We start from the raw sequence: 24,025 nt of genomic DNA, 5'->3' as shown, positions 1-24,025 counted from the left end.
TTTCCTTTACTCGCTAAGTTGGCCAGTGGCCATGGTTTCATGGTTCATTTTTGTTTTGTTCGGGGCATGAATTTTGGATATTTTGAATTTACCACTGGGGCTTTTATGAATCTCAATACTTAAGTTCATCCCTGGCTTAAGTATTGAAATATCTATAGAATCAGGAATTGTGAAAGTCATTTTCTTTTCTGGCCAGCCCCATTCCTTGATTGCTTGGTGGGAAAAGGTCATCATTCGATGGTCTTTCATCAAACTGGTTATAGTCGCATCAACCAAAACAGTGGCAGATAATGTAGATACCTCTCGTTCCTCATCGCTTTGCATGTTCATTCGTTTGAAGTCGGATGTTTTACTGGATTCAGAGTCAAGTAAAAATTGAGCCGATGCAACGACCCTTTCCCCTGCTTTTACGCCAGATAAGATTTCTGCAGATTGATCATCAATGCGACCAACATTAACTTTAATGGATTTGAATCGACCTTCGCCTAAAGCAAGAACCAGGCGATCAAAACTTCCGGAGCGAATAACTGCTTCTTTTGGGACAAGTAAGGTTGATTCCTTGGCTTGAGCATGGATTGTAATTTGAGAAAACATGTTTGGTTTTAAATATTTGTCTTCGTTATCAAACCGAAGACGAACTTTTACTGTCCGAGTTTCTGCGTTTAAAGTTGGGTATATATAATCAACTTTTCCAGACCAATTTTTGCCAGGCAAGTACTCTAATGACATAGTAACAGGCAGGCCTTCTCTGACCTGAAATACTTGGCGTTCGAAAATCTCTGCTTCAACCCAAACTTGATCCAATGACCCTATAGACATAATGGAATTACTAGGTTTTACAAAAATACCTTCTCTAATATTATGGCTGGTGACAACGCCACTTTGCGGCGCATAAAGGGTAATTGTTTGGTTTATCTTCCGTGATTTCTTTAATGCTTTAATTGTTTGCCTTGGCAACTTTAAAGCTTTCAATCTATCTTCAGCAGCCTGTATTAAGCGAGTATTTCCCCTATCAAGGGCAATAATCAATTCTTTTTGAGCATTTACCAGTGCGGGGGAGTAGATTTCATAGAGAGGTTCACCTTTTTTAACCGGGTCCCCTTCAGCTTTTACATAAAGTTTTTCTATCCAACCTTCCACTCTTGGATGAATCATAATTAACCGATCTTCATCATACTGCACGTAACCTACAGTGTTAATCTTGGTATGAAGGGGTTGGTTTATAACTAATGCGGTTCTGACGCCTAAATTATTGACTACATCAGATGAAATTCTAATCGTTCCAAGACCTGTATCCTTACCAGTGTTGGTTTCCTCATAAAACGGAATTAAGTCCATCCCCATTGGAGATTTCCCGGGCTTGTCCCGTTTGTAATCAGGATTCATTGGTGAGACCCAGTATAATGGTTTCTTTATAACTGTATCAGCACTCTGTAGTTGGGCATCCTTTGAAGATTGGTATATGTATGTGTAAGCTGCTATGGACGCACCTGATCCTAAAGCAAGGCCCGCCAATAAAGGTAATATTATAGCGGATTTATTGTTCATTTACCGTCTCCTAATTGAAGATCACTCGTTGAAGCTTCACTGGTGCTTATTGTGAAAAAATAATTTAATTGGATGATGGATTTCTGCCGTTCGACATCAATGCTTAGCGCACTGATTTCAGCATCTATTTCAGCAATGCGGGCCCTTACAACTTCAGCAAAATCTCCGTCATCATTCGTATAAGCAGTTAGAGACGCCTCAGCTTGCTCGTGCATTTGAGGAAGCAGTTGAGTTTGATAGAGTGTTTGGCGTTGATTTAATCGGAAAAATTGAGCCTTGGAAGCTTCAAATGATGCCATAAGCTTCCTAAGAAGTTGCCATTTCTCGGTTTTAACTGCGGAAGCAGTTGATTTGGCGGATTGAACTTCCATGTCTTGCCTATTAGCAGTAAAAAGCGGGACGCTGAAAGTCATACCAATTGAAAAAAGATCTGCCCGATCGTTTCCCATAGGATCATCTGCTCGAAACCCGTATCCTGCATTTACACCCCATTTGGGTTTATACTTTTGTTTGGCCAGTTTGATACCTGCATTACTAGTTTTAATTTTCTGGTCAACAGCTTTCAAAGCGGGATGTGTAGATAATTTTTTGAAGAGAATTTCCGTATCAACAGGTTCGACTGATTTATAAAACTCTTGATTAAGCAGGTTAATATCAGGCAATTTTCTAGAAAGGGAAAAGTGGATAGTATTAAGTTGTATTCTTTGCCTGTTATCCTCTGAATATTCATCGTGAAAATAATCGTTTAGCCATTCAGACAGTTGCTGTTGGTACATTTCTTGTTTTTGATGCAGCACTGTCAAACGGTCTTCAAGCCGTGTTAATTCCAATTGGGCGCGAACAAGATCTTGCTGGCGACTGTTACCGAGTGCGGTTGAATAACTGGATTCTGCAATATCCGTCAATTGTTCAAAAAGTGCCCAATTTTTACGTATTATTGCTATACTTTCTTGCTGTTTGTATGTATTTAGCCAAAGCTGTCCCACAATCACTCGAACCTCCGCTTTTCGATTGTCACGTTGATGTGGAAATTGGCTCCCTTGCAATTGAAGCTGTCGTTTTCGTATTGCGAGGCTGTCTCCCGCAGGAAATATCTGTGAGATTCCGATTTTGGCTTGCGTCATTGCTTCTTGATCAAAATTCAAACTGTCGGTAGGCAAATTTGCCATACTGATAGATATTGTTGGATCAGATAAAGATCCTGCCGCAACACTTGATGACAGGATGGCATCCTCGGAATGTTCATTTCCCACCAGCCATGGGTCGTTAAATTGTGCAAATTTTACGGCTGTTTCGAGGTCTAAAGCTTCTGTAAATTCCTTTTGAATTGTGTCCGAGGCAGTCTTCTTAATATCAGAAGCGAAAGAGATTCCTATCGTTGAAACGACGGCGATTGTCACGCCAACAAGGCATAAAAACGGTACTCGTGTATAAAGCATTTCTTGATTTCCTCAACTCTCCATCGACAACAGATGGGGTTAGCTATGTGCTAACTCGGGAGAAACATTTCTAATTTAAGCGATAGAATTAGAAAAAATACACCGACGGCTTCGTGCAGATGCACGATAGTCAGATGTGTAATATCAAGCTAAGCTGAAGGAGGGCGTTTGGGAGGAGCTATAAATAAGGTTTTTAATTCAAAAGTAGAAAAGGAGTATAAGGCTTTTTGTTCTAAATTTGTGATTTTAATTGACTGTTCATTGCCTAGTGCAACAGAGCAAGAGGCAATACCACAATGTTCAACATTATCATGTAGGTCATTCTTTTTGGGTATGGAAGTGTGATCAAGTTCCACCGAAGCGATATAATTACTATCACCATCATCGTGAAACTGCATTAATACAGGCATGCCGATCAAAAGGTTGAGCAGGAATATCAACACAATTAATGCGTTGAGATTCTTTGCGATTCCTTTCATTCTACCAGTAGTGTTTCTCAAGGCGAGTCTACAACCTTTGTTTAAAATTAGTTCTCTTTAAGAATTAGAAGTTACAAATATTAAAGGCAAGTGAAATACTCGACTCTTTTTCAATTCGTTTTGAAATATAAAAATATTATATTTATATCAAATAGTTAACCGGTTTGCGACTTCCTGTCGCATCAAGTTGTTTTTTTTACGAGACGAAATTTATGGCCTTTTATCAAGCACAGATAACGTTATTTTATAAGAAAGACCCGTTATAGAAGGAGATTTCTAAGAAAGATTCTATACTTATTTTATCCACAATAGTTTTTTAAACTTAACATTATTTGGATGAGATTTTTGTAGTTGATAGATAAATAACGACCACTCCAACAGTAGCTGAAAGGACAGATCCTAAAAGAATTGAAATTTTTGCAGAGACTATAAGATCTGTATTGGGAAATGCTAGAGTAGCAACGAATGTACTCATGGTGAAACCAATACCAGAAAGGAGTGCTACTCCATATAATTGGAACCAAGTGACATTTTTTGGTAATTGAGCTAGGCCCGTTGCAACAGCAATGCGAGAGGCTATAAAGACGCCTACTTGTTTCCCAATGCATAAACCGACTATGATTCCCAAAGAGACAGAGTTTAGAGGCCAAAAATCGGTTGTTTGATTTATATTTATACCTGCATTAAAGAAAGCAAATAAAGGAATGACAAATAAAACATTCCATATATGAAATTTTTTTTCTGTACGACGAAGCGGAGAAGAAGCACCTGCCTTCGGTATGTGTATAGGAATGGATAAAGCAATAAAAAATCCTGTAAGTGAAGCCTCAACTCCAGATTTATGCATTGCTATCCAAAGCACCAAGCCTATAGCTATATAAATCACAGGTTGAAAAATTTGAAGCCTATTTATTAGTAAAAGACCTAATAGGGCAAAGCCTGCAATTATTAGTGGTGTAGCAGCAACAGTTTGCCCATAAAATAGACTAATTATTATTATAGCGCCAAGGTCATCAAAAATAGCAAGTGCGGTCAAAAAAATTCGTAGACCGACTGGTATACGAGAGCCAAGTAACGAAAGAACTGTAAGAGCTAATACTATATCTGTCGCAGTAGGAATAGCCCATCCGCGGAGTGCATTAGGATCGTCCCAAGCTAATCCTACATATAATGATGCAGGTAACATCATGCCACCAAAAGCTGCGAAAATTGGTAAGGCGGCTTGTTTTAGAGTAGATAGGTGGCCTTCAAGAAGTTGTTGCTTAATCTCTAATCCGATCATTAGAAAGAAGATCACCATTAGGCCTTCATTTATCCATTTCACCAATGGCTCATCAATTATCAAAGGACCAAAACGAAAATGAACTGGAGTATGGTGTATGAGCGCATAAATCTCTGCGGCAGGTGAATTAGCAGCGATTAATGCTAACAACACTGCGATAAGCACAATCACTCCGGAGATTCGTTCATCTTTAAACAAATTTAAAATTTGGCTCAATACATTGCTTTCTAATTATGGCATTGATGACTATTTATTGTTTTACTTCGGTATCGATGTGTCACGTTTTTGTTTCTAAAACATAACTTTGAAAAGTAAATAGCATTATCCATTCAGCTCTAATTGTCGTGGATAAAGTGAATATACGTAACCTTTTCAGCTTTCCTTAAATATATTTAAGTTAGCTTTAAAGTGTTCATTTTCCAAAACAACAGCTCTCTATATAGGGGTAGGGACAAGGCGTTAAATGCTATTCATCAACAAGGAAGTGGAAAAAACGCCATAACAGGTTATCCAGAATATTTACAACCGTAAAACACATGATACGGGCAAATGAAGGGCAGATTCGTTTGGATGACTGTTGGTTAATTGACCAAATTATGCTGATAGAAAGAACTTTAAAAAACATTTTCGAAGTGTTTTTTTAATGTTGTTGAAAAAGGGAAAATTGATCGTTTTGATTTGTTAATAAAATTGAGTCAAAACCGCTTGACCTTATGGGAGCTGGAACCTTTAGCTTTAAGTATATCAGTCAAAAGAGGGAAATAATAATGATTAAAAGTGAGGCAAACAACAAATTGGTAATATTGGATAAGATAAATCAAACTTTATCTGAAAGTACAAAGGCCTTAGAGAGACTTGGACGCACATGTTGCATGTCTGATCGTAGCGAACGAATAGTCGATTTAGAAAAAAACTATGCCCAGTTATCAACACAGATACCATCTCATACAGACGAAACAGAAAAACTGAATAGCCTGATAGAGGTAATAACTTCTTTGGGCTCATCAATTGGTGCTTTGTTTGCAACCTGCTGCACGCCAAAGCGTGAAACGCTATATATTCAGCTTTTCAAAGGGCTTAATACAATCCATACGTGTCTTTGGCAATTAAAGGGGTATAATCATTAAAATTACTTATGAAGAAGCTTTTGGATGAAAACAAAAAATCTGAAAAAAATACAAAAATGGCTCAAAAAAATGCCATCCTTAAACGAACTCTGCTATGAATTTCCAGAAGAATGGAGCGCTGTACAACAAGCTATTTCCAGTGCTGCTCAAAACCAAAATCCTGCGGATTTAATAAATTCAGCAATACCGCCTCATAATAATAACACTAAAGCGCGAAGTTCAAAAGATAAGACGTGTATAAAACTTCCTCCTGAATTGGCGCAATACGTCCGTCAACGCATGCTTCAACTCGTCATAAAAAATCGGGGCTTGGCAGAGGTAACTGGAGTTAAACACGGGAAAATTAAATTTAATTTCCTTAATGGATATATCGTTCAGAAGTTACTGTTTTCCCATGATTTGGAACGAAAGCCGGTTTCTTTATTTTGGTTCCGGTTCATTTGGCCGATGGTTTGGCAGAAAAATTTTCTTATGCCATTAGTTGAACCCAAGGGAATTTACTGTTTTTATTCACGAAAATTAATCGATGAGTTGGCGGGCATAATAGGCGCTCAATCCTGCCTTGAAATCGCCGCAGGGGATGGAACTCTATCCAGGTTTTTAAACAATCTAGGCGTCAAGGTTGCGGCAACAGATAATGGAAGTTGGGATCATTCCATAGATTATTCTGGCTCAATAAACAAACTGGACGCAAAAACGGCCCTTAAAACATACAATCCTGAAGTCGTAATCTGTTCATGGCCGCCTGCCGGTAATGACTTTGAAACCCATGTCTTCAAAACATCGAGTGTTCAGACCTACATTGTGATTGGAAGTCGACTAAAAACGGCTGCCGGGAACTGGAAAACTTACAAGGCGCAATCAGCTTTTGATTTTGAAGAAAATCGCACCCTAAGCGACTTACTTTTACCTCCAGAATTAGGTTCTGCGATATATATTTTCCGCCGAAAACAAACCACTTAAGAAAGCTTATTAGAGCACCGTTTGTAACCTTGTTAATAGCGAACCGCATAGATTTCAGCATAAGCTTTACCAAGGCAGGTATTCTTGACCCGGTTAGCAGCCAAGACCTCAAGGGCCTGTAACAAGCAATCAGCGACGTCTTCGCGTTCCTGACGCAACGAACATTTGAACGCATCAAGGATTTTCATATCTAAGCTGTTCTTCATCTTTGCTGTTCCTTATTAAACAAAAAAATTCGTTCCAACAGTAAAAACCCCAATATTGTAAGTGCTACTGTAACTGGAAGGTCAAGCCTATGCCGCAAAATTGATGGCTTGACCTTCCAGTTACAGGAAACCCTATAAATAAGTTAACAACATACCAAATGGGGTAAAAATATTGAGTATTCAGCAAAAAATATCATTTCGAATTGAAGGTATGTCGTGTGCCTCTTGTGTAAATAATGCAGAAAAAGCTCTAACATCAGTTCTTGGTGTTAGCAGTGCGTCAGTTAATTTGGCAACAGAAACGGCTCATGTGACTTACTCGCCTCCAGCCGATATTAATGCCCTCACTACTGCACTTAATCACTCAGGTTATCCTGCCTCAAGTAAGCAAATCACCTTGCAAATTAGTGGGATGAGCTGCGCTTCATGCGTTGGGCGCATAGAAAAAGCCTTAAGCGCTGAAAACGGTATTCTTAATGCATCGGTAAATTTGGCGACAGAAACGGCTCAAGTGCAATATATACCAAGTATTGTTTCTGTAGATAATATTGCTAAGATTGTAACTCAGTCAGGGTATCCAGCAAAAATTGGATTGGCAGACACTAAAAGCGATGAAGAGCGCAAAGCCCAAGAGATTTCGCGGCTTGGCCGAATAACCCTTTTTGCCGCTTGTTTGGCTTTCCCAGTATTCCTGATTGAAATGGGCGGGCATGTCATCCCTGGCTTACATGAATGGCTTAGCCAGTCTATTGATTTACTTATAAACCATTTAATCCAATTTACCCTTACTACAATAATTCTTCTCGGCCCTGGGTTACGCTTTTACACCAAAGGGTTTCCCGCACTTTTTAAAGGTGCTCCTGATATGAATTCACTTGTGGCTCTTGGTACGTCTGCTGCTTATGGATTTTCACTGGTTGCGACTTTTACCCCTGATCTATTGCCCCAAGGAACAGCCAATGTCTATTACGAAGCGGCGGCTGTCATTGTTGTACTCATCCTGTTGGGGCGTTATTTAGAGGCCCGTGCCAAGGGGCGAACTGGCGCTGCAATTCGTAAGCTCATTAATCTACAAGCCAAAACAGCGCGCGTTGAGCGAAATGGCGACACTTTACAATTAAGTATCGAAGAGATTGTTACTGGGGATATTATTCACGTTCGTCCTGGTGAAAAGATAGCAGTTGATGGAGCGGTTATAACCGGAAATTCTTATGTTGATGAAAGCATGATAACTGGGGAACCTATACCTGTTGAAAAAAAAGGCGGCTCAGTTGTTGTTGGCGGAACGGTAAATGGAACAGGCGCCTTAACTTTCAAGGCTACCAAAGTTGGTAAAGATACCATGCTGGCTCAAATAATTAAGATGGTTGAAGAAGCGCAAGGTACAAAGCTACCTATTCAGGGCATGGTTGATAAGGTTACATCCTGGTTTGTACCTGCTGTGATTTCGATAGCATTCCTAACTGTACTTTCCTGGCTAGTTTGGGGGCCTGATCCGGCCCTTAGCTTCGCTTTAGTCGCAGGAGTTGCTGTTCTAATTATTGCTTGCCCTTGCGCGATGGGACTTGCAACCCCGACATCAATCATGGTGGGCACTGGACGGGCTGCTGAGATGGGCGTTTTATTTCGCAAGGGTGATGCTTTGCAAACACTTCAAAAAACGACCATTGTTGCTGTCGACAAAACAGGTACGTTAACAGAAGGTAAACCAGAATTAACTGATATTGAAACCGCAAATGGTTTTTCGGAACAAAAAGTCTTACGTCTCATCGCAGCAGTGGAAAAAAAATCTGAGCACCCAATAGCAGAAGCAATCGTTCGTGCTGCAGAGAAAAAAGAACTTACCATGCCATCTGTGGAAAACTTTTCTTCAGTCACAGGCTATGGAGTTCAAGCCGTTGTCGAAGGAAAGTCAGTCCTTATTGGCGCGGATAGGTTTATGCTACGAGAAGGCATTGATTTGGGTGATCTTAAAGCAATCGGACAAGCTTTGGGTAAGAAAGCAAAAACCCCTCTTTATGCTGCAATCGATGGTCAAGCGGCTGCCATATTTGCTGTTGCTGACCCTATCAAAGAAAGTACCCCTTCTGCCATTCAGGCTTTACATAATCTGGGACTAAAGGTTGCCATGATTACAGGCGACAACAAAGGTACCGCCGAAGCAATCGCTAGAGAACTCGGGATAGATCATGTTATTGCTGAGGTACTACCTGAAGGTAAAGTTGCTGCTTTAAAAGACATGAAAAGTGATTTAGTTACACTCGCTTTTGTAGGAGACGGGATCAACGACGCTCCTGCTCTTGCAACTGCAGATGTCGGAATTGCCATTGGCACAGGTACTGACATCGCCATTGAGTCTGCTGATGTTGTATTAATGTCTGGAGATCTGAGAGGTGTTGTCAACGCATTTGATATTAGTAAACATACAATGAGAAATATCCGTCAAAATCTCTTTTGGGCATTTGGTTATAACACCATTTTAATACCAGTAGCTGCAGGAGTTTTCTACCCAATCAATGGAACAATGCTCTCTCCCGCGTTGGCTGCAGGAGCGATGGCATTGTCCAGTATATTTGTACTCTCGAACGCGCTCCGACTACGTTGGGTGAAACCTGTTTTGTTAGAATAAAGCAGCCTCAGTAAATTATAGATAAGGGATGCACTCGTAGCCTTGTGAACAGCGTTACGAGTGCATCCCTTATAATTAATGAACTAACATTTCTTTGAATAGCACGTCTTTGATTTTAATAGGTGTAGTTGCTGAATTCGCCCTTATCAACAGCTCTTCACGTAGCCGTTGGATACCAGCTGTTCCACTTAAATCATCAATTCGAAGTTCTCTTAAATACACTTGAAAATTATCAACTATTCTTGGCATGACGACTTCAACTAAAGGAATATCCGTCTGTTGTTCTAATTCCAAACTAATCGTGATTTTTAAAAAATGATCTCTATTTCCAGAGGGAATCAAATTTATTAAAAATCCAGGAATTTCATAAAATACAGCAGGGCCAATTACAGGTACAACTTCCTCGACAATTTCTTCTTCCACAGCTTCTTTTGGTGCAAACATACCTGTGAAATATGCCCCTGCAGCAGCAGCAGCAAGAATTAGAATGGGTAAGGCAACGAACAAGACAAGCTTCTTACCAGATAATCCACCTTTAGGTCGGGCCTCGACTTCTAATTCTTCTTCACTGGTCGTATCATCAGCCATAAGATAGTCTTTCGATCTCGATTGGAATAAGAATGTCTGAAATTATATGGGCACAAAAATTTCAGATCTTAATATATTTTAATCCGAAAGCATTAATACCTGTATAATTTTGACTAAATTTTCAATCAAGTTTCTACCTTTAGAATATTCTCTTACATGGTATGCTTCTGATAGAGTATCCCATTCTCTTCTTGAATTTCACGAATATAGCGGATGATGTTTTGGACGTCTACCAGCTGGACTTGCCGCTGAGGCGGCATGTTACCAAATTTCCAGTGATGCTGTCGTACTCCGTTCTTTGATGCCAGTATGAACGATTGATCGCCATGATGACCTGGATTATAAATATTATGGATTAACGGAGGGCCATTACTTGTTCCCGATCCATTGCTTCCGTGACACTGTGCACAACTGTTATTGAAAGCAATTTTTCCTTTTTGGGCTATAACAGAAAATTCAGGAACTTTTATTCCTTCCGAATCAGACATATTTTCAATTATGTTATTAGCAAAAACTCCTCCTACCAGTACCACAAATCCGAGTACAAAAATAATTTGGTATTTGTTTTTCACTTTCATATTCTTAAACTCTTCAAAAATTTTATATTTCATTGTATTCGTTTAATAAGTGTAATCTGTAAATATCAACATTAGGTTTTCTTTTACCTGTTGCCGGGAATTTCTAGTGTAAAGTAGCATGGATTAAAGGTGCCTGTTGTTGAGCTGGATCAAGGTGAAATTTGGTTTTGGGTATACCCCTCGCAAGTTGCCTCTACGTAACGATTTATCACGTCTTCTTTAAGTGGTTCCAGCACTCTTTTGTGTCTCTATTTGGTCCAGAGAAATTCCATTATATCAAAGAGAAATGGGTCTGATAAATGCTGCGCACAGCATACTGGCAGCTTGAACAGAGACCACCAATGATATTATTCTTACGCCTCGATCCGTTGTGACCATGTACAGTCCTCAAGCTATATTTTATATTTATGCTCAAATCACTCTATTTTCTGTCAATAACACAAAAATAAGCGGAGTATAATGCGTATTATCTTAGTGATAATAAGAAAAAAGTAGACGAATACTTCAAAAAATGAGTAGTTTGGGATATATATATTTATATGTATCTGGTCCCCCATAAAGGTTAAATATCTGGGGGTTAATAGGGAATACGGAGGAGTTTACCCATCAGGGAACTTTTAACCGTAGCTGCGCCCGCAACTGTATACGGGGAATTGCAAGTTAAACCCACTGGCCGCAAGGCTGGGAAGGAGCTTGCCATAAAGATCCGGAAGCCAGGAGACCTACCAGTCGATCTTATCAACGTTACCTTACCGACGGGTGTTAACGGTACATGGAGAAAATTATGAACTTATCAATAAATTCAGCGTCTTCTGTTGTTTCACAATCTCGCACTAATGCTGTTATGGCTGCTGCTGTTGCAATGATGTTTGGCATATTTATGGTATATGGAGTTGGCTTTGCCCAATCAGCAAGTCTACACAATGCCGCACATGACACTCGCCATTCTTACGCATTTCCCTGCCATTAATTTTGAAACGGAGAAATATCCGTTAGCGAGATCGATATGTTGAAAAGAATAATGTCAACGGCAATCATTGCCGGATTGGTGGCAGGAATACTTGTGTCTGTTGTACACGAATTCACCACAACACCAATTATCCTATATGCAGAAGAGTACGAAAACAGTGGAGAAAATCACCACACTCTTTTACAAGATGCTACTCAAGGGGGGGTAAAAAAGGCCAATGTGCACAGCGATACTCAAGGCCAGATATATCTGGCCGATACAGATTCAGAAGATGGTCAGGAAGAATGGGGACCTAACAATAGGCTTGAGCGTACGTTCTTTACCTCATTGGCTAATATACTGACGGGCGTTGGCTTTGCCGCTATTCTTGTTGCTTGTTTCACCTTTTCCGGGGAGAAACTTTCCGGTCGGCGTGGTGTAATTTGGGGTTTGGCTGGTTTTGCTGTTTTTACCTTGGCACCTTCTCTAGGGCTTCCTCCTGAAGTCCCTGGCAGTATGGCCGCAGACCTATCACTTCGCCAAACTTGGTGGATAGCAACGTCTGTTGCAACCGGTGTGGGGTTGTGGGTAATGATTTTTGGCAGTAAGACTCCGATCTATTTACTTGGGCTTCTCTTAATTATCCTGCCCCATGTTATCGGGGCTCCACAACCCACAGAAATAGGTGGGAATGCTCCGCCTGAACTTGCAGGGCAATTTGTTGCAGCTTCGATTGTGGTGAGCGCCATATTCTGGGTTATTCTTGGGTGGACCTCTGGAGCTTTGTGGAAACATTCCGGGGATGTTGCAAAGTAACCTAAAACTTTGGTGTGAAAGCCCTCATTTTAGAGAAGATCTCGCCCTTTTTGGGTGGGGTCTTCTCTTTGAAGACACAGAATTTTATTGTCCTTTGTATTTTCCAGTAAAAACTAAAAAATAAATGATTTCTTAACGTAAGAAAACAGATTAAGTGTATTATGAACTCCTATCTTCAAGTCATATGGCGAACGGTTAGCAAAGACAAAATCACGAATTTGATGGAACCAATAAATATATTAAAAGCTCTCCCTGATTTTGGGTTGGAGCATTGGATAAACAATGGGTCATGCAAAGCTATAGAAAAAAATAATTTTGCTTATTCAAGTGAAGATAGAGATAAGAACTCACCTTGTATTGTTACACTTAAATTTAAGATTTTCCTAAAAAAATCAGACGAATGCTTTCATAAATCTAATTCGGAAAGTTATTATTACAAAGCAATTCCTTTGGCATTTATTGCTGGGAATCTAGGGCCTGAATTTAGATCAAAGATCAAAATCATTTGCGAAAAGCTCATTACGCAAGACATACCGCATTACTCATATTCTACTGATAAAAGGAACCTGACATTCCTGTTCTATAGATCTTCAAATGTTTTACTTGTTTCAGATATTCTTTTTATTTCATTGAAAAATTCTTAAAAAATTAACAAACCTAATGTAATTTATATAGTAATTTTACTATTCAATGAGGAGGTAACTCAAATATAATTTATATAAAAATCTACTATTTTAAGAAAATCATAGGTATATGAAAAAAAATCTTGACCAATTTAATGTCTGACCTTATGTAAAATTAATGTTTAGAACTTTTCGCACCATGATAATGTTGATTTTAGTACTATCTGCTTCTGTTGTGGAAGTTGGTGCTTTTAATCATGACGGCGATGCTAGTCATCATGAGGTGGCTTCTCAAGATACTCTTAACACTATTTCACAAAATTCTGATACACAGAACTCTACTGATGATTGCCAACAGATATTTCATTGTAGTTCTTCGAACACATTATTTCCTCTTATATTAGATCAAAAAAGAGTAAATTTCTTTCAGTACACGCTTTGGAGCTTGACCGAAAGTTTGTCTTTACTTGCTCAAGCTCCAACAGTGGACCTTCGTCCACCACGGTACCTGTAACTCCAACGGGTCGGCTTCATTCGACACGATATTTAGTGTCAAAATTATCAAAATCACAGGTTTTGACGTTGTCGCCCACCACTTCTCAAAAAATCAATTTATCATACTATTACTGCTGGAGTTGCAGATGAAATATACTTTAACAAGCCGTCAGGCCTTTCTTTCTTCTCTCACCGGATTTATTCTTTCAATAGGATTAACTTCTTTTGCTATGGCTGGTGCTGGGCACGGAAGTTCAGAGCAACCTACAATTGGAAAAGCTGGGGATGTCTCTCAAGTAACTAGGACAATTGAAGTTAACCTTGAAGATAATTTTTTCACACCTGAAAAGATTACAGTAGATAAAAACCAAACCGTACGATTTCTAATTTCGAATTCTGGCGAGTTCGTACATGAGTTTAATATAGGTACGGCTGCAATGCATGAAGAACATCAGAAAGAAATGATGATGATGATTGATCATGGCATGTTGGAAGTTGATAAAATTAACCGTGATATGAAAATGGGAGATGGCGAAGCGATGAGCCATGATGATCCAAATTCAGTTCTATTAGAGCCTGGTGAATCTGCCGAAATTATTTGGAGATTTCCTGAATCTGCCGAGCTTGAATTTGCCTGTAATGTCCCTGGACATTATGAGAGTGGTATGGTCGGGGAAATAAATGTTGGCGATAAAGACCATGCAGAAAATGGAACTTCTCATCCTTAATTTTTGTTTTCTCTGTAAAAATTCTTGAGATTTGGCACTGAGGTGTTTTTGATTTAATGCAACTCAGTGCCTAAAGAATTTATGAAAAACAGCATTCAAAAATAACGAATATATATGTCTAAGATAGTCTTGAAAAAGATAATCGATGATCATGGGTATCGTACTTGATGAGGATAAAATTCATGAAACAGTGGCTAATTCGATTTAACACAATAATATACGGTTTTGTTACACTAACTCTTCTCTGGACATCAATTGCAAAAGCTGAAGTCTATGACTTAAGCGTAGATAATATTATCAAAAACACTAATGGTTTTAGTAAAAGCAGTATTGGCTACAACGGTACAACCCCAGGGCCTGTATTGCGGTTTAGTGAAGGAGAAGATGTTACAATTAATGTTACAAACAATCTTAAAGAAAGTACATCTATCCATTGGCATGGATTAATTTTGCCAACAGATATGGATGGAGTTCCTGGCATTAGTTTTGAAGGAATTGCTCCTGGGGAAACGTTTAAGTACCAATTTCCTGTCATGCAATCAGGTACTTATTGGTATCACAGCCATTCCAGCTTTCAGGAGCCTGACGGGGCTTATGGGGCTATCGTCATTACCCCAAAAAAACGCGATCCCTTTAGATATCAACGCGATTATGTTGTTCAACTTACCGATGAACATGAAGACTCTGGCGCAACGATAATGCGTAATTTAAAAATGATGGATGATTATTACAATCGGTCACAACGCACATTAGGCGATTTCTTCTCAGACATCTCGTCTAAGGGTCTTTCAAAAACTTTAGATGATCGCTTGAGTTGGGGTGAGATGCGAATGACCCCTTCTGATATTGAAGATGTACAGGGGTTTACAACTCTGGTAAATGGAAAAACTTCTGAGCAGAACTGGACGGGTATTTTTAAAGCAGATGAAAGAGTACGTCTGCGGTTTATTAATTCGTCTGCTATGACTTATTATGACATACGTATTCCTGGACTTGAAATGACTGTTGTAAGCGCAGATGGCAACAACGTGCAGCCAGTCAAAGTTGATGAGTTACGTATCTCTGTTGCTGAAACATATGATGTCATTGTTCAACCAAAGGAAGATAAAGCTTACACCATTTTTGCAGAATCAATGGGGCGAACAGGTTTTGGTGCCGCAACATTAGCTCCTCGTGAAGGCATGGTTTCTGATATTCCTCAACTAAGAGAAGTTCCTCTCTTAACCATGTCGGATATGGGGATGGATCATGCTGGTATGAATATGTCGGATATGGCAGGCATGGAAGGCATGGAAGGCATGGATCATTCTAAAATGACTGATATGTCCAATATGAAGACTATGGACCATTCCAAAATGTCCAATATGAAAGGAGGAAATATTAGACCAGATCCTTTTTATGCTCCGGGAAGCGGGTTGATGCCTACAGCTGCAAACAGTGGAAAATTTCTTTCTTATTCTGATTTAAAAGCTCAAAAACCTCTTTACAAAGAGCGAAGTGCAACTAGAGAAATTGAATTGAGATTAACTGGAAATATGGGCCGATATAGTTGGTCTATAAATGGAATTAAATATGAAGACGCCGATCCAATTCGTCTACAATATGGAGAGCGTGTTCGTTTTAAATTTGTCAATGAAACCATGATGACTCATCCGATGCATCTACATGGTATGTGGTCAATTCTTGACAACGGAAATGGTAAGTGGAATCCCGTAAAACACACTATATCTGTTGCACCAGGAACTACAGTCTATTCAGAAACTGAAGTTGATGCTGCAGGTCAGTGGGCTTTCCATTGCCACCTTTCCTATCATGCTGCGGCGGGTATGTTTCGCAAAGTGATTGTTGAAGGCGGCCCTACTGCAAACCTTTTAAATAAAACTCAAACGGAGGGTTAATTCATGAGCTACAAGTTTAAAGGAGTGACAACATCATCCCTTGTTCTTGGTGTTATTAGCCTTACCGGACTTCTTCTCACATCGGGAACTTCTATTGCAGGTGAATCTCCTTATGTTTACTACGGCATAAATTTTGAACAATTCGAATATCGCCTAGGTGAAGAACAAGACTTGTTTGTATGGGATGGGGATGCCTTCATCGGCACAGACGAGGTCAAGTTACGTTTACGGTCTAGTGGAGATTATTCACTTGATGACAGTACATTTGATACTCTGGAACATCAGGGGTTGCTTCAAGTGCCAATTTCAGACTTCTTTGATGCCAAAGGAGGCCTTCGTTATGACAGTCCCAAAGGCGAGAACCGTGGATATGCTGTACTTGGTTTTCAGGGAATGGCCCCGCAATGGTTTGAAATAGAGAGTGATGTATATCTAAGTGAAAAAGGTGATGTTTCGGCAAGATTGGAAGTGGATTATGAATTACTACTGACCAATCGTTTGATTTTAACTCCCACAGCAGAGATTGATGTAGCTTTTTCAAATGATGCTGAAGTAGGGGTTGGTTCGGGGCTTAGTACAATAGAAACTGGCCTTCGGCTTAGTTATGATCTTGTAGGCCGAAATATTGCTCCTTATGTAGGTATAAATTACGAGCGTAGCTTTGGTCAAACCCGTGACTACGCCCGTGAAGATGGTGAGGAAGCTGACGATATAGCTATTGTTACCGGATTACGGTTATTATTTTGATTGTAAGATATTCTTGAAAAACACCCCCAATTAATTATTGGGGGTGTTTTTTTAATTGATTAGCTTCCATCAACTGAACAATATTAATGAAGAAAGACCGCGAATGATAGAATTCATACATTTTTTAAAACAGATCAATCTTATATATTTAATCTGAATTATGACCATAAAATACAACTAAGACGTCACCGAGCTTTTGATTACCCAATTGAACAAGGTTTTCTGAGAAGTTTAATCTGATTAAAAATTATTTTCTTACGTAAAGTGAGCTGAGAATTATGATTGCAAGCTGAGTTGCATATAAAGCGAGCTCATTATCATTTAATCTGAGCTGATGTTGATTTATAGCCGCTAATAATCTGAGCTCAAATTCTCGATGTTTGCAAGCATGGACTGGGATGATTGCAAGCAGGCTACAGCAATAGAACCGTAAAAAATTCAAGGGTTGTGGAATAGGTGTCTAGATATCAACTACGCCATTTAGCGATGAAATTTAGCGACATTTATCTCTGAAAGTCACAGGCAATTGATACGACATGACTGAATAATTTCAGAATAACGGTCGTTTTCCTGAAATTACAATTAACATTATTAGCGAAGAGACCTTCAATTTTGTAAAAATAAGTTTTCATACAGCCTGGATCATTTGCAATACGATTGAAAATGATGGCACATATTCTCGTAATGATATATGGTTAACAAAATATTAAACGCCTGAATTTTAGTTACGATGCTTGGTTCAGTACATAATAGTTTGGTGAAGACGAATTTTCTTGTGGGCAGTAGCGTTGGCGCGAGTGATTAGAAAATCAGAGGGTTGGATAAATTGGAGTATGTAAGAATACCACGAGAGCATATGTAGTTAGTTCATTAACTGATTATTTGGTGTGCGTTGTTACTCAAAATTCGATAATTCTATATTGCCAATTATTCAAAAAAGAGAGGTAAAAAAACCTTTCCTAATTTCATGCGTTTATAGCAAGTCAAGATAGTGTAAATACGGACAGAACTAGCAGGAGACGAAATGATGTGCTCAGATATCCCAACGCCGGTTAAATCCATGATGGCATCCTCAAACATGCGGTGGCGACATCGCTATTGGCACCTCGTGAAGAATGCAAATTTTGTTAATGATCCTGCAAATGCTTCGCTGGTTCTAGCGCTAGCGGATATCGGATGGACGGCATCGCTAACTGGACAACCAGGTTCGGGTCTCGACTTTCTTTTCATGCACCGAATGATGATTAAGAATATTGATGCTATGCTGGCCAACGCAAATGATGCTGCATGGCCAAAGGTTGTTGGATGGAGTCAAATACCATCAGGAGCGAATGATGTGGATTGGCCGGAGCCAGAAATCGAAAACCTGGACGATCCCACCCAGTGGCCTGCCGAATTTTCGATCTCATTAGCCGCAATTTCAAATGCGCGTTCGGAAGCCGTTGTCGCACAGAATCTTGAATATGAACGTATTCTTCGCAGCACAGAGTTTTTACAACGCGATGACATATCGCTCGACGTCTATGGTGATGTGCTTGAAAGCAGCGTGCACAATTGGATGCATATGCGCTTTGCAGACCATCCGCCCGCTGACTTCAATGATGAGAGTATCGATAATGATTGGCTCGGCGCACCGTTTTCCAGCCACGTAAATTCTTATTTCTGGAAACTTCACGGCTGGATTGATGATTGTATTGGTCTTTGGGAAACCGCCAATAATGAAACGGCTGATTTCTCTAATGCATGGCGTCCTCCTGAAGAGGCCCCACCATGGAATCAACTTAATTTGGATGTCGAGATTCTTGGCCTTGCTGAAACAAAATCGCGTGCACCTTTGTTCGACCCGATTGCTCCCTTTCAATCATCACCTGAAAGTATGGAGAGCGTGGCTCGGATGCTCAAAGATTAAGTAAGAGCACAATGGGTGTCTCCGCTTTCGGCGTTCGACGTTGAACTAAAGTGAATTACTAAACCAAGTGACTTGAGTCCCTCAAACTCCTCCAGTTTTTAGTAGAATTCATCCCAACAAACGGAGATGAGTTGTTAGCGTTCGGTGAACCACACCTCGACGACTTGTTGGTATCACATTACGCTCATGTTTGAGCGTAATGCCAAGGCAGCAGTTCATCAATGCGATTAATCTTGTGATCGGCAATTCTGGCAAGGACATCGGATAGCTAGGCTTGTGGATAAACGCCGTTGAGTTTGGCGGTCTCGATCAAGGTATAAGCGATGGCACCCAATTTTCCGCCTCGGTCAAATCCCATGAACAGGTAATTTTGCGGCCGAGGGCAATGGGCCGCTATGAGTCCAAAACCCCCAAAATTCTCAGAGCAACGCTGTTTGGTCCTCAAGCAGTTTACCCCATGTGAATATTTCGAATGTTCGAAACTCAGGGAAATAAAACGGGTCACCGGATACGAGTTGCTCTACCTCTTCCATAGATTTTGCCTCTACCACCCAGAGCGCTCCGCAGAACGGCTCGCCAACTTCTGGTTTCAAGCCGCCACCTATCAATAATTCTGGATGATCCTTCGCATATGCGACATGTGCATTGCGAAGTTCCTGCTTTGCTCTGACATCTAGCATTTTAGGTGTGTCTCTAAATATAACGACCCAACGTGTCATGTGCTTTCTCCTGATTTTGGTTACCAATAAGAATTTATAGGTTGGTCCGTTAGTACCACTTCAATCATAGCTTAGATCCAATAACCATACAGGCTAACCAGCTTACTCACTCAGCTGGTCTCCAGTTCCACGGCAAGAGGTCTTGCACCTGGTTAACCGGGTAGCTTTGCATCCGCCCAAGAATATCAGTGAAGTAAGCTTCCGGGTTAATATCGTTGAGTTTGCAAGTTTCAATAAGAGAATAGATGGCGCTGTTGCAAAGAAATAGCTTTATTCATTATTATTGTTAAATCACGTATTTTTTCCGGATTTATAAGATGAATGATTTTAAGTACAGGCATTTCCAATGAGAGATCATCCCACTCTCATGGTTTGCTTGCAAACCACTGACGTGCACAAGTTTGGGCCGTTCGTTGGTATTGTAAATACGGGATCAATTATAGAGAAATTGAAGAAATATTGGAAGAACGCGGTGTTAATGTGGATCACACGACGATTTATCGTTGGGTTCAGCACTTTGCTCCAATAATGGAGAAACGTTTGCGTTGGTACTGGAAGCTACCTTCTATCTGGCGCAGTTGGCAGGTTGACGAAACCTACATCAGAGATAAAGGCAAGTGGATATATCTATACGGGGCCGCCGACAAAGATGGTAAAACAATAGGCTTTTATCTTTTACCCAAGCGGAACACGTCGGCAGCTAAACGCTTTCTCGGAAAGGCTCTTCGCGGTTTAGAAGACTGGGAAAAGCCAAAGATTCTCAACACTGATAAGGTGCCATCCTATGGTGCTGCAATTAGAGAACTAAAGGCGGAAGGGAAATGTCATCCAGACATGGAACATCGGCAAGTGAAATACTTGAATAATGTGATTGAGGCTGACCATGGAAAACTGAAACTATTGATAAAGCCCACTCTAGGCTTCAAATCGATGAAAACAGCCTATGCCACCATCAAAGGTTTCGAGTTGATGAATGCCTTTAGAAAGGGGCAAGCCAGCCTTTTAGAAATATGAAAAAGGCGTCAAGGGAGAAGTCCGCCTGATCAACAGAAATTTTGAACTATACACTTTATAAACACAGAAAGACCGAAGATACTTTGTCTTCAAGTCAATTTTGCAACAGATCCAATGTTTTACTCTCTCTCTAAAAATACTGTGTTTTCAATCCATTACCATTTGAGGTTTAGTTTTCACACAGTCTGGATCGCTTGCGGTAATACATTCATTCTAAAGCCTTCTGAAAAAGATCCATCGTGCCCTCTACGTCTTGCTGAGCTCTTGAAGGAAGCTGGTCTTCCTGATGGTGTTCTTAACGTGGTCAACGGTGATAAGGAAGCTGTTGATACTCTGTTGGAAGATGAAAGAGTAAAAGCAATTAGCTTTGTAGGGTCTACGCCGATTGCAGAGTATGTATATAAAACCGGCACGGCGAATGGTAAAAGAGTACAGGCACTTGGGGGGGCTAAAAACCATATGGTCGTAATGCCGGATGCGGACATGGATCAGGTTGTTGACGCTCTTATGGGGGCCGCATACGGATCTGCTGGCGAACGCTGTATGGCTATTTCTGTTGCCGTGACGGTTGGTGATGAAGCTGCTGATATTTTGATCGAGAAACTGGCACCTAAAGTTGAAGGCCTCAAAATCGCGCATTACGAAGTCGCTGACGCCGAAATGGGCGCGCTTATCTCTGCTGAACATTTGGCAAAGGTAACTGGCTTTGTTGATGCAGGTGTCGAAGAGGGAGCTAAGCTTGTTGTCGATGGTCGAGGCAAAAAACCTGAAGGTTTGGAGAACGGATACTTCATTGGCGGTTGCTTGTTTGATAACGTGACCTCTGATATGAGTATATATAAGGAAGAGATTTTTGGTCCGGTTCTCGCGGTTGTTCGGGTGGATACTTTCGATCAAGCCGTAAAGCTGATCAACGACCACGAATACGGCAATGGGACAGCAATCTTTACCCGTGATGGTGATTCTGCACGTGAGTTCTCGCATAAAATTCAAATTGGTATGGTTGGTGTGAATGTGCCAATTCCAGTTCCAATGGCTTTCCACTCGTTTGGTGGCTGGAAACGGTCTTTGTTTGGGGATCATTCCATGCACGGCCCAGAAGGTATTCGCTTCTATACGCGCCTGAAAACGGTTACAACCCGTTGGCCAACAGGTATTCGTAGCGGGGCTGAATTTATGATGCCGACTATGAAGTAAGAAGTAAATTTTTTTGAACAAGAAAAAACTTCGGAATTTTTTCGAGGTTTTTTCTTGTATTTAAATAAGTTTTATTACTTGGCTATAGCAGTTTTTCCATACGAAAGTTAGTAAGCTTTTGCCCTCGAATTTCAGCCTGTTGTTCTGTGAGAACAATAAATCCTGAGCGTTCAAAAAAAGGTTTTGCCGTAATACTCACTTCCGCAAATATTCGAGAAAAATTCTGACGTAAAGCTTCTTTCTCTACATGTTCAATTAATAATTTCCCCACGCCTTGCCCCTGTCGTTCGTGGTGCACGTAGAAACAATCAATATGACCATCTATATCCAGTTCAGCAAAGCCCGCGATCCCTTTGTTATCCTCGGCAACAAATATTTTATAATTTCGGGTTCGGCTTTCCCAACGGGTTAGATCAAAATTATCAGGTGCCCAGGCATCGATTTGAGTTTGGGTGTAGTCTTTAATGTTAATGTTGTGAACGGTGTCGTGAAACAATTTTAAGAGTGTTGCACTGTCTTTAAGCGTATGATCTCTGATATGCATTAGTTTTTACTTTTTTGGTTGTATCGACGGGATTAATTTACCTGGGTTCATGATGTTCAGGGGATCAAAACTGTGTTTGACCTGCTGCATCAATTTGATCTCAATAGATGATTTGTAATGTGCGTTTTCTTTTACTTTCACACGACCTATACCGTGTTCAGCTGAAATCGAACCGTTGAGGTCAATCACAATATCATGAACGACACGGTTAACCTCTTCCCAACGGTTGAGGTATGCTTGTTTGTCCATGCCCACGGGTTGGGAGAGGTTATAATGAATATTGCCATCCCCAACGTGACCAAAGGGGTAAGGGCGGATACCCGGAATAAGTTTTTTAACCGCAGCATTGGCTTTTCTTATAAAGGTGGGGATTGAGGATACTGGAACCGCGATATCGTGTTTTATCGATCCGCCCTCTGGTTTTTGGCAAAGTGTTACGTTTTCCCGGATAAGCCAGAAGCTGTCTGATTGTGCTTTGTTTTGTGCTAAAACACCATCAAGAACCCACTGCTCTTCAAAGGCCTTTTCCATATACTTTGTAAAAAGGTCGGGGAGGAAGGAGTTAGCTGTTCCGGCGCTGGCCTCCATTAAAATATACCAGTCATGTTTTGCCTCAATAGGATCAATAACACGGTGTCCATGTTTTTGTGAAAACTCGATCCCGATCCGTGGAATAAGCTCGAAAGAAGTAAGAGCATCACCGATCATTGATTGCGCCATATTGAGTAAGGGAAGGGCATCTTCCAAGCTGTTGAGGGCAAGAAAGGCCGTTTGTTGTTCTTTAGGACTTGGAAATAACTTTAGTACGGCAGCGGTGATAACCCCAAGAGTTCCCTCTGAGCCTATAAAAAGCTGCTTGAGATCGTAACCAGTATTGTCTTTGCGCAGAGATCTTAGACCATCCCATATTTCCCCTGTCGGGGTAACAACCTCCAAACCTAAAATAAGCGCACGTGTGTTCCCATAACGAATAACATTGATCCCACCAGCATTGGTGGCGATATTGCCGCCAATCTCGCACGTACCCTCCGCACCGAGGGATAGAGGGAAAAGACGGTCATTTTTTGAGGCATGGTCTTGTATGGTTTGTAAAATACAGCCTGCTTCAACAGTCATGGTATTATTGATCGGGTCCAAGTCTCTGATGGTGTTCATACGACTCAGATTTAAGATGATAGCACGATCTTCGGCAAAGGGGATGCCACCACTTACCAATCCGGTATTTCCACCTTGTGGTACAATAGCTACTTTGTTGTCAGAGCATAATTTAACAACGGCTGAAACTTCTTTTGTCGTTGCTGGTTTAACGACGCATAAGGTTTCGCCAACAAAGCGACCTCTTCGTTCCGTAATATAGGGACGTATTTCATTTTTCTCGACAATAAGGCCTTTGTCCGTAACGATTTGTTCCAAATTGGAAATAAAATCATTGGGTAAATTGTTAGGCATATGAGCGGCGGCCTTTTTTTTGACAGGTTTGCTTGTGAGGATAAGATCATAGGTTGTGAATGATCTAATTTAAAACCCTTTCTACAAAGGCGCCAGTT

Annotated in this window: 21 protein-coding genes, 3 pseudogenes and 1 riboswitch; of the genes and pseudogenes, 12 read left to right on the top strand and 12 right to left on the bottom strand. The window is 40.5% G+C overall.

The genetic code is table 11. From position 1 onward, the window contains the following. Nucleotides 1-6: 6 nt before the first annotated feature. From ACFSKO_RS18820 to nhaA, 4 genes are all read right to left on the bottom strand, one after another. A complete protein-coding gene (locus ACFSKO_RS18820; RefSeq protein ID WP_380254556.1) occupies nt 7-1,548 on the bottom strand; it encodes an efflux RND transporter periplasmic adaptor subunit in 1,542 nt (513 codons plus the stop codon). Beyond that, nucleotides 1,545-2,987: a TolC family protein gene (locus tag ACFSKO_RS18815; RefSeq protein ID WP_380254554.1), complete on the bottom strand. Its 1,443-nt coding sequence runs from the start codon at nt 2,985-2,987 to the stop codon at nt 1,545-1,547. Before ACFSKO_RS18815 ends, ACFSKO_RS18820 begins: the two co-directional genes overlap by 4 nt. A 149-nt stretch (nt 2,988-3,136) precedes the next feature. Further along, a complete protein-coding gene (locus ACFSKO_RS18810; protein WP_380254552.1) occupies nt 3,137-3,466 on the bottom strand; it encodes a hypothetical protein in 330 nt (109 codons plus the stop codon). Nucleotides 3,467-3,794: 328 nt separating this feature from the next. Further along, nucleotides 3,795-4,964 carry a Na+/H+ antiporter NhaA gene (gene nhaA, locus ACFSKO_RS18805; protein WP_380254550.1) on the bottom strand — a complete coding sequence of 390 codons (1,170 nt, stop codon included), beginning with the start codon at nt 4,962-4,964 and terminating at the stop codon, nt 3,795-3,797. A gap of 551 nt (nt 4,965-5,515) precedes the next feature. On the opposite strand from nhaA, the gene ACFSKO_RS18800 reads away from it, so the two are divergent. Together ACFSKO_RS18800 and ACFSKO_RS18795 are read left to right on the top strand one after the other, a co-directional pair. Next, nucleotides 5,516-5,875, top strand: a complete 360-nt coding sequence (locus ACFSKO_RS18800; protein ID WP_380254548.1) for a beta/alpha barrel domain-containing protein — start codon at nt 5,516-5,518, stop codon at nt 5,873-5,875. Nucleotides 5,876-5,899: 24 nt separating this feature from the next. Further along, nucleotides 5,900-6,838, top strand: coding sequence for a hypothetical protein (locus tag ACFSKO_RS18795; protein WP_380254546.1), 939 nt, complete (start codon nt 5,900-5,902; stop codon nt 6,836-6,838). 32 nt (nt 6,839-6,870) lie between these two features. Here the strand turns inward: ACFSKO_RS18795 and ACFSKO_RS18790 are convergent, their stop codons facing one another. Further along, the gene (locus ACFSKO_RS18790; protein ID WP_380254544.1) at nt 6,871-7,044 is read right to left on the bottom strand and encodes a hypothetical protein; all 174 of its coding nucleotides are present in this window, start codon (nt 7,042-7,044) and stop codon (nt 6,871-6,873) included. Nucleotides 7,045-7,216: 172 nt separating this feature from the next. On the opposite strand from ACFSKO_RS18790, the gene ACFSKO_RS18785 reads away from it, so the two are divergent. Next, nucleotides 7,217-9,673 carry a heavy metal translocating P-type ATPase gene (locus ACFSKO_RS18785; RefSeq protein WP_380254542.1) on the top strand — a complete coding sequence of 819 codons (2,457 nt, stop codon included), beginning with the start codon at nt 7,217-7,219 and terminating at the stop codon, nt 9,671-9,673. Between the two features lie 75 nt (nt 9,674-9,748). Here ACFSKO_RS18785 and ACFSKO_RS18780 read toward each other — a convergent pair whose 3' ends face one another. Then, nucleotides 9,749-10,261 carry a flagellar basal body-associated FliL family protein gene (locus tag ACFSKO_RS18780; RefSeq protein WP_380254540.1) on the bottom strand — a complete coding sequence of 171 codons (513 nt, stop codon included), beginning with the start codon at nt 10,259-10,261 and terminating at the stop codon, nt 9,749-9,751. A 152-nt stretch (nt 10,262-10,413) separates the two neighbouring features. Further along, complete coding sequence (locus ACFSKO_RS18775; RefSeq protein WP_380254538.1) at nt 10,414-10,872, bottom strand: c-type cytochrome; 459 nt, start codon at nt 10,870-10,872, stop codon at nt 10,414-10,416. Between the two features lie 496 nt (nt 10,873-11,368). Further along, nucleotides 11,369-11,583, top strand: a riboswitch (cobalamin riboswitch). Nucleotides 11,584-11,623: 40 nt separating this feature from the next. Here ACFSKO_RS18775 and ACFSKO_RS18770 point away from each other — a divergent pair. The 7 genes from ACFSKO_RS18770 (at nt 11,624) to ACFSKO_RS18740 (ending at nt 19,004) form a co-directional block, all read left to right on the top strand. Continuing rightward, on the top strand, nt 11,624-11,809 hold the full coding sequence (locus ACFSKO_RS18770; RefSeq protein ID WP_380254536.1) for a CbtB domain-containing protein: 186 nt from the start codon (nt 11,624-11,626) through the stop codon (nt 11,807-11,809). Between the two features lie 36 nt (nt 11,810-11,845). Beyond that, on the top strand, nt 11,846-12,604 hold the full coding sequence (locus ACFSKO_RS18765) for a CbtA family protein (protein WP_380254534.1): 759 nt from the start codon (nt 11,846-11,848) through the stop codon (nt 12,602-12,604). Between the two features lie 801 nt (nt 12,605-13,405). After that, nucleotides 13,406-13,741, top strand: coding sequence for a hypothetical protein (locus tag ACFSKO_RS18760; protein WP_380254532.1), 336 nt, complete (start codon nt 13,406-13,408; stop codon nt 13,739-13,741). Nucleotides 13,742-13,868: 127 nt separating this feature from the next. Continuing rightward, a complete protein-coding gene (locus tag ACFSKO_RS18755; protein ID WP_380254530.1) occupies nt 13,869-14,450 on the top strand; it encodes a cupredoxin domain-containing protein in 582 nt (193 codons plus the stop codon). A 182-nt stretch (nt 14,451-14,632) separates the two neighbouring features. Further along, nucleotides 14,633-16,348 carry a copper resistance system multicopper oxidase gene (locus ACFSKO_RS18750; RefSeq protein ID WP_380254528.1) on the top strand — a complete coding sequence of 572 codons (1,716 nt, stop codon included), beginning with the start codon at nt 14,633-14,635 and terminating at the stop codon, nt 16,346-16,348. Between the two features lie 3 nt (nt 16,349-16,351). After that, nucleotides 16,352-17,095 carry a copper resistance protein B gene (locus ACFSKO_RS18745; protein WP_380254526.1) on the top strand — a complete coding sequence of 248 codons (744 nt, stop codon included), beginning with the start codon at nt 16,352-16,354 and terminating at the stop codon, nt 17,093-17,095. Between the two features lie 1,024 nt (nt 17,096-18,119). Continuing rightward, nucleotides 18,120-19,004, top strand: coding sequence for a hypothetical protein (locus ACFSKO_RS18740; RefSeq protein WP_380254524.1), 885 nt, complete (start codon nt 18,120-18,122; stop codon nt 19,002-19,004). Between the two features lie 184 nt (nt 19,005-19,188). Here the strand turns inward: ACFSKO_RS18740 and ACFSKO_RS18735 are convergent. From ACFSKO_RS18735 to ACFSKO_RS18725, 3 genes and pseudogenes are all read right to left on the bottom strand, one after another. Further along, nucleotides 19,189-19,397, bottom strand: a pseudogene (locus tag ACFSKO_RS18735) (transposase domain-containing protein); the annotation flags it as partial. 26 nt (nt 19,398-19,423) lie between these two features. Beyond that, complete coding sequence (locus ACFSKO_RS18730) at nt 19,424-19,723, bottom strand: YciI family protein (protein WP_380254522.1); 300 nt, start codon at nt 19,721-19,723, stop codon at nt 19,424-19,426. Between the two features lie 106 nt (nt 19,724-19,829). After that, the gene (locus ACFSKO_RS18725; protein WP_380255413.1) at nt 19,830-19,958 is read right to left on the bottom strand and encodes a transposase domain-containing protein; all 129 of its coding nucleotides are present in this window, start codon (nt 19,956-19,958) and stop codon (nt 19,830-19,832) included. Between the two features lie 164 nt (nt 19,959-20,122). Here ACFSKO_RS18725 and ACFSKO_RS18720 point away from each other — a divergent pair. Both ACFSKO_RS18720 and mmsA read left to right on the top strand, forming a co-directional pair. After that, nucleotides 20,123-20,798: pseudogene (locus tag ACFSKO_RS18720) on the top strand (IS6 family transposase); the annotation flags it as partial. 122 nt (nt 20,799-20,920) lie between these two features. Continuing rightward, nucleotides 20,921-21,934 (top strand): annotated as a pseudogene (gene mmsA / locus ACFSKO_RS18715) (CoA-acylating methylmalonate-semialdehyde dehydrogenase); the annotation flags it as partial. Nucleotides 21,935-22,016: 82 nt separating this feature from the next. Here the strand turns inward: mmsA and ACFSKO_RS18710 are convergent. Beyond that, complete coding sequence (locus tag ACFSKO_RS18710; protein WP_380254520.1) at nt 22,017-22,478, bottom strand: GNAT family N-acetyltransferase; 462 nt, start codon at nt 22,476-22,478, stop codon at nt 22,017-22,019. 6 nt (nt 22,479-22,484) lie between these two features. Next, nucleotides 22,485-23,927 (bottom strand): FAD-binding oxidoreductase, encoded by a 1,443-nt coding sequence (locus tag ACFSKO_RS18705; RefSeq protein ID WP_380254518.1) that lies wholly within the window; start codon nt 23,925-23,927, stop codon nt 22,485-22,487. Between the last annotated feature and the right edge of the window lie 98 nt (nt 23,928-24,025).

Source organism: Kiloniella antarctica, assembly GCF_042682825.1.
GTDB lineage: Bacteria > Pseudomonadota > Alphaproteobacteria > Kiloniellales > Kiloniellaceae > Kiloniella > Kiloniella antarctica.
The sequence above is the reverse complement of the archived record's forward strand: the minus strand, read 5'-3'. Positions and strand labels throughout refer to the sequence as shown.

Excerpts from the sequence above, each read along its gene's own strand:
- ACFSKO_RS18820 (WP_380254556.1), bottom strand. The coding sequence starts at position 1,548 with ATGAACAATAAATCCGCTATAATATTACCTTTATTGGCGGGCCTTGCT.
- ACFSKO_RS18815 (WP_380254554.1), bottom strand. The coding sequence starts at position 2,987 with ATGCTTTATACACGAGTACCGTTTTTATGCCTTGTTGGCGTGACAATC.
- ACFSKO_RS18810 (WP_380254552.1), bottom strand. The coding sequence starts at position 3,466 with ATGAAAGGAATCGCAAAGAATCTCAACGCATTAATTGTGTTGATATTC.
- ACFSKO_RS18800 (WP_380254548.1), top strand. The coding sequence starts at position 5,516 with ATGATTAAAAGTGAGGCAAACAACAAATTGGTAATATTGGATAAGATA.
- ACFSKO_RS18795 (WP_380254546.1), top strand. The coding sequence starts at position 5,900 with ATGAAAACAAAAAATCTGAAAAAAATACAAAAATGGCTCAAAAAAATG.
- ACFSKO_RS18790 (WP_380254544.1), bottom strand. The coding sequence starts at position 7,044 with ATGAAGAACAGCTTAGATATGAAAATCCTTGATGCGTTCAAATGTTCG.
- ACFSKO_RS18780 (WP_380254540.1), bottom strand. The coding sequence starts at position 10,261 with ATGGCTGATGATACGACCAGTGAAGAAGAATTAGAAGTCGAGGCCCGA.
- ACFSKO_RS18775 (WP_380254538.1), bottom strand. The coding sequence starts at position 10,872 with ATGAAATATAAAATTTTTGAAGAGTTTAAGAATATGAAAGTGAAAAAC.
- ACFSKO_RS18770 (WP_380254536.1), top strand. The coding sequence starts at position 11,624 with ATGAACTTATCAATAAATTCAGCGTCTTCTGTTGTTTCACAATCTCGC.
- ACFSKO_RS18765 (WP_380254534.1), top strand. The coding sequence starts at position 11,846 with ATGTTGAAAAGAATAATGTCAACGGCAATCATTGCCGGATTGGTGGCA.
- ACFSKO_RS18760 (WP_380254532.1), top strand. The coding sequence starts at position 13,406 with ATGTTTAGAACTTTTCGCACCATGATAATGTTGATTTTAGTACTATCT.
- ACFSKO_RS18755 (WP_380254530.1), top strand. The coding sequence starts at position 13,869 with ATGAAATATACTTTAACAAGCCGTCAGGCCTTTCTTTCTTCTCTCACC.
- ACFSKO_RS18750 (WP_380254528.1), top strand. The coding sequence starts at position 14,633 with ATGAAACAGTGGCTAATTCGATTTAACACAATAATATACGGTTTTGTT.
- ACFSKO_RS18745 (WP_380254526.1), top strand. The coding sequence starts at position 16,352 with ATGAGCTACAAGTTTAAAGGAGTGACAACATCATCCCTTGTTCTTGGT.
- ACFSKO_RS18740 (WP_380254524.1), top strand. The coding sequence starts at position 18,120 with ATGATGTGCTCAGATATCCCAACGCCGGTTAAATCCATGATGGCATCC.
- ACFSKO_RS18730 (WP_380254522.1), bottom strand. The coding sequence starts at position 19,723 with ATGACACGTTGGGTCGTTATATTTAGAGACACACCTAAAATGCTAGAT.
- ACFSKO_RS18710 (WP_380254520.1), bottom strand. The coding sequence starts at position 22,478 with ATGCATATCAGAGATCATACGCTTAAAGACAGTGCAACACTCTTAAAA.
- ACFSKO_RS18705 (WP_380254518.1), bottom strand. The coding sequence starts at position 23,927 with ATGCCTAACAATTTACCCAATGATTTTATTTCCAATTTGGAACAAATC.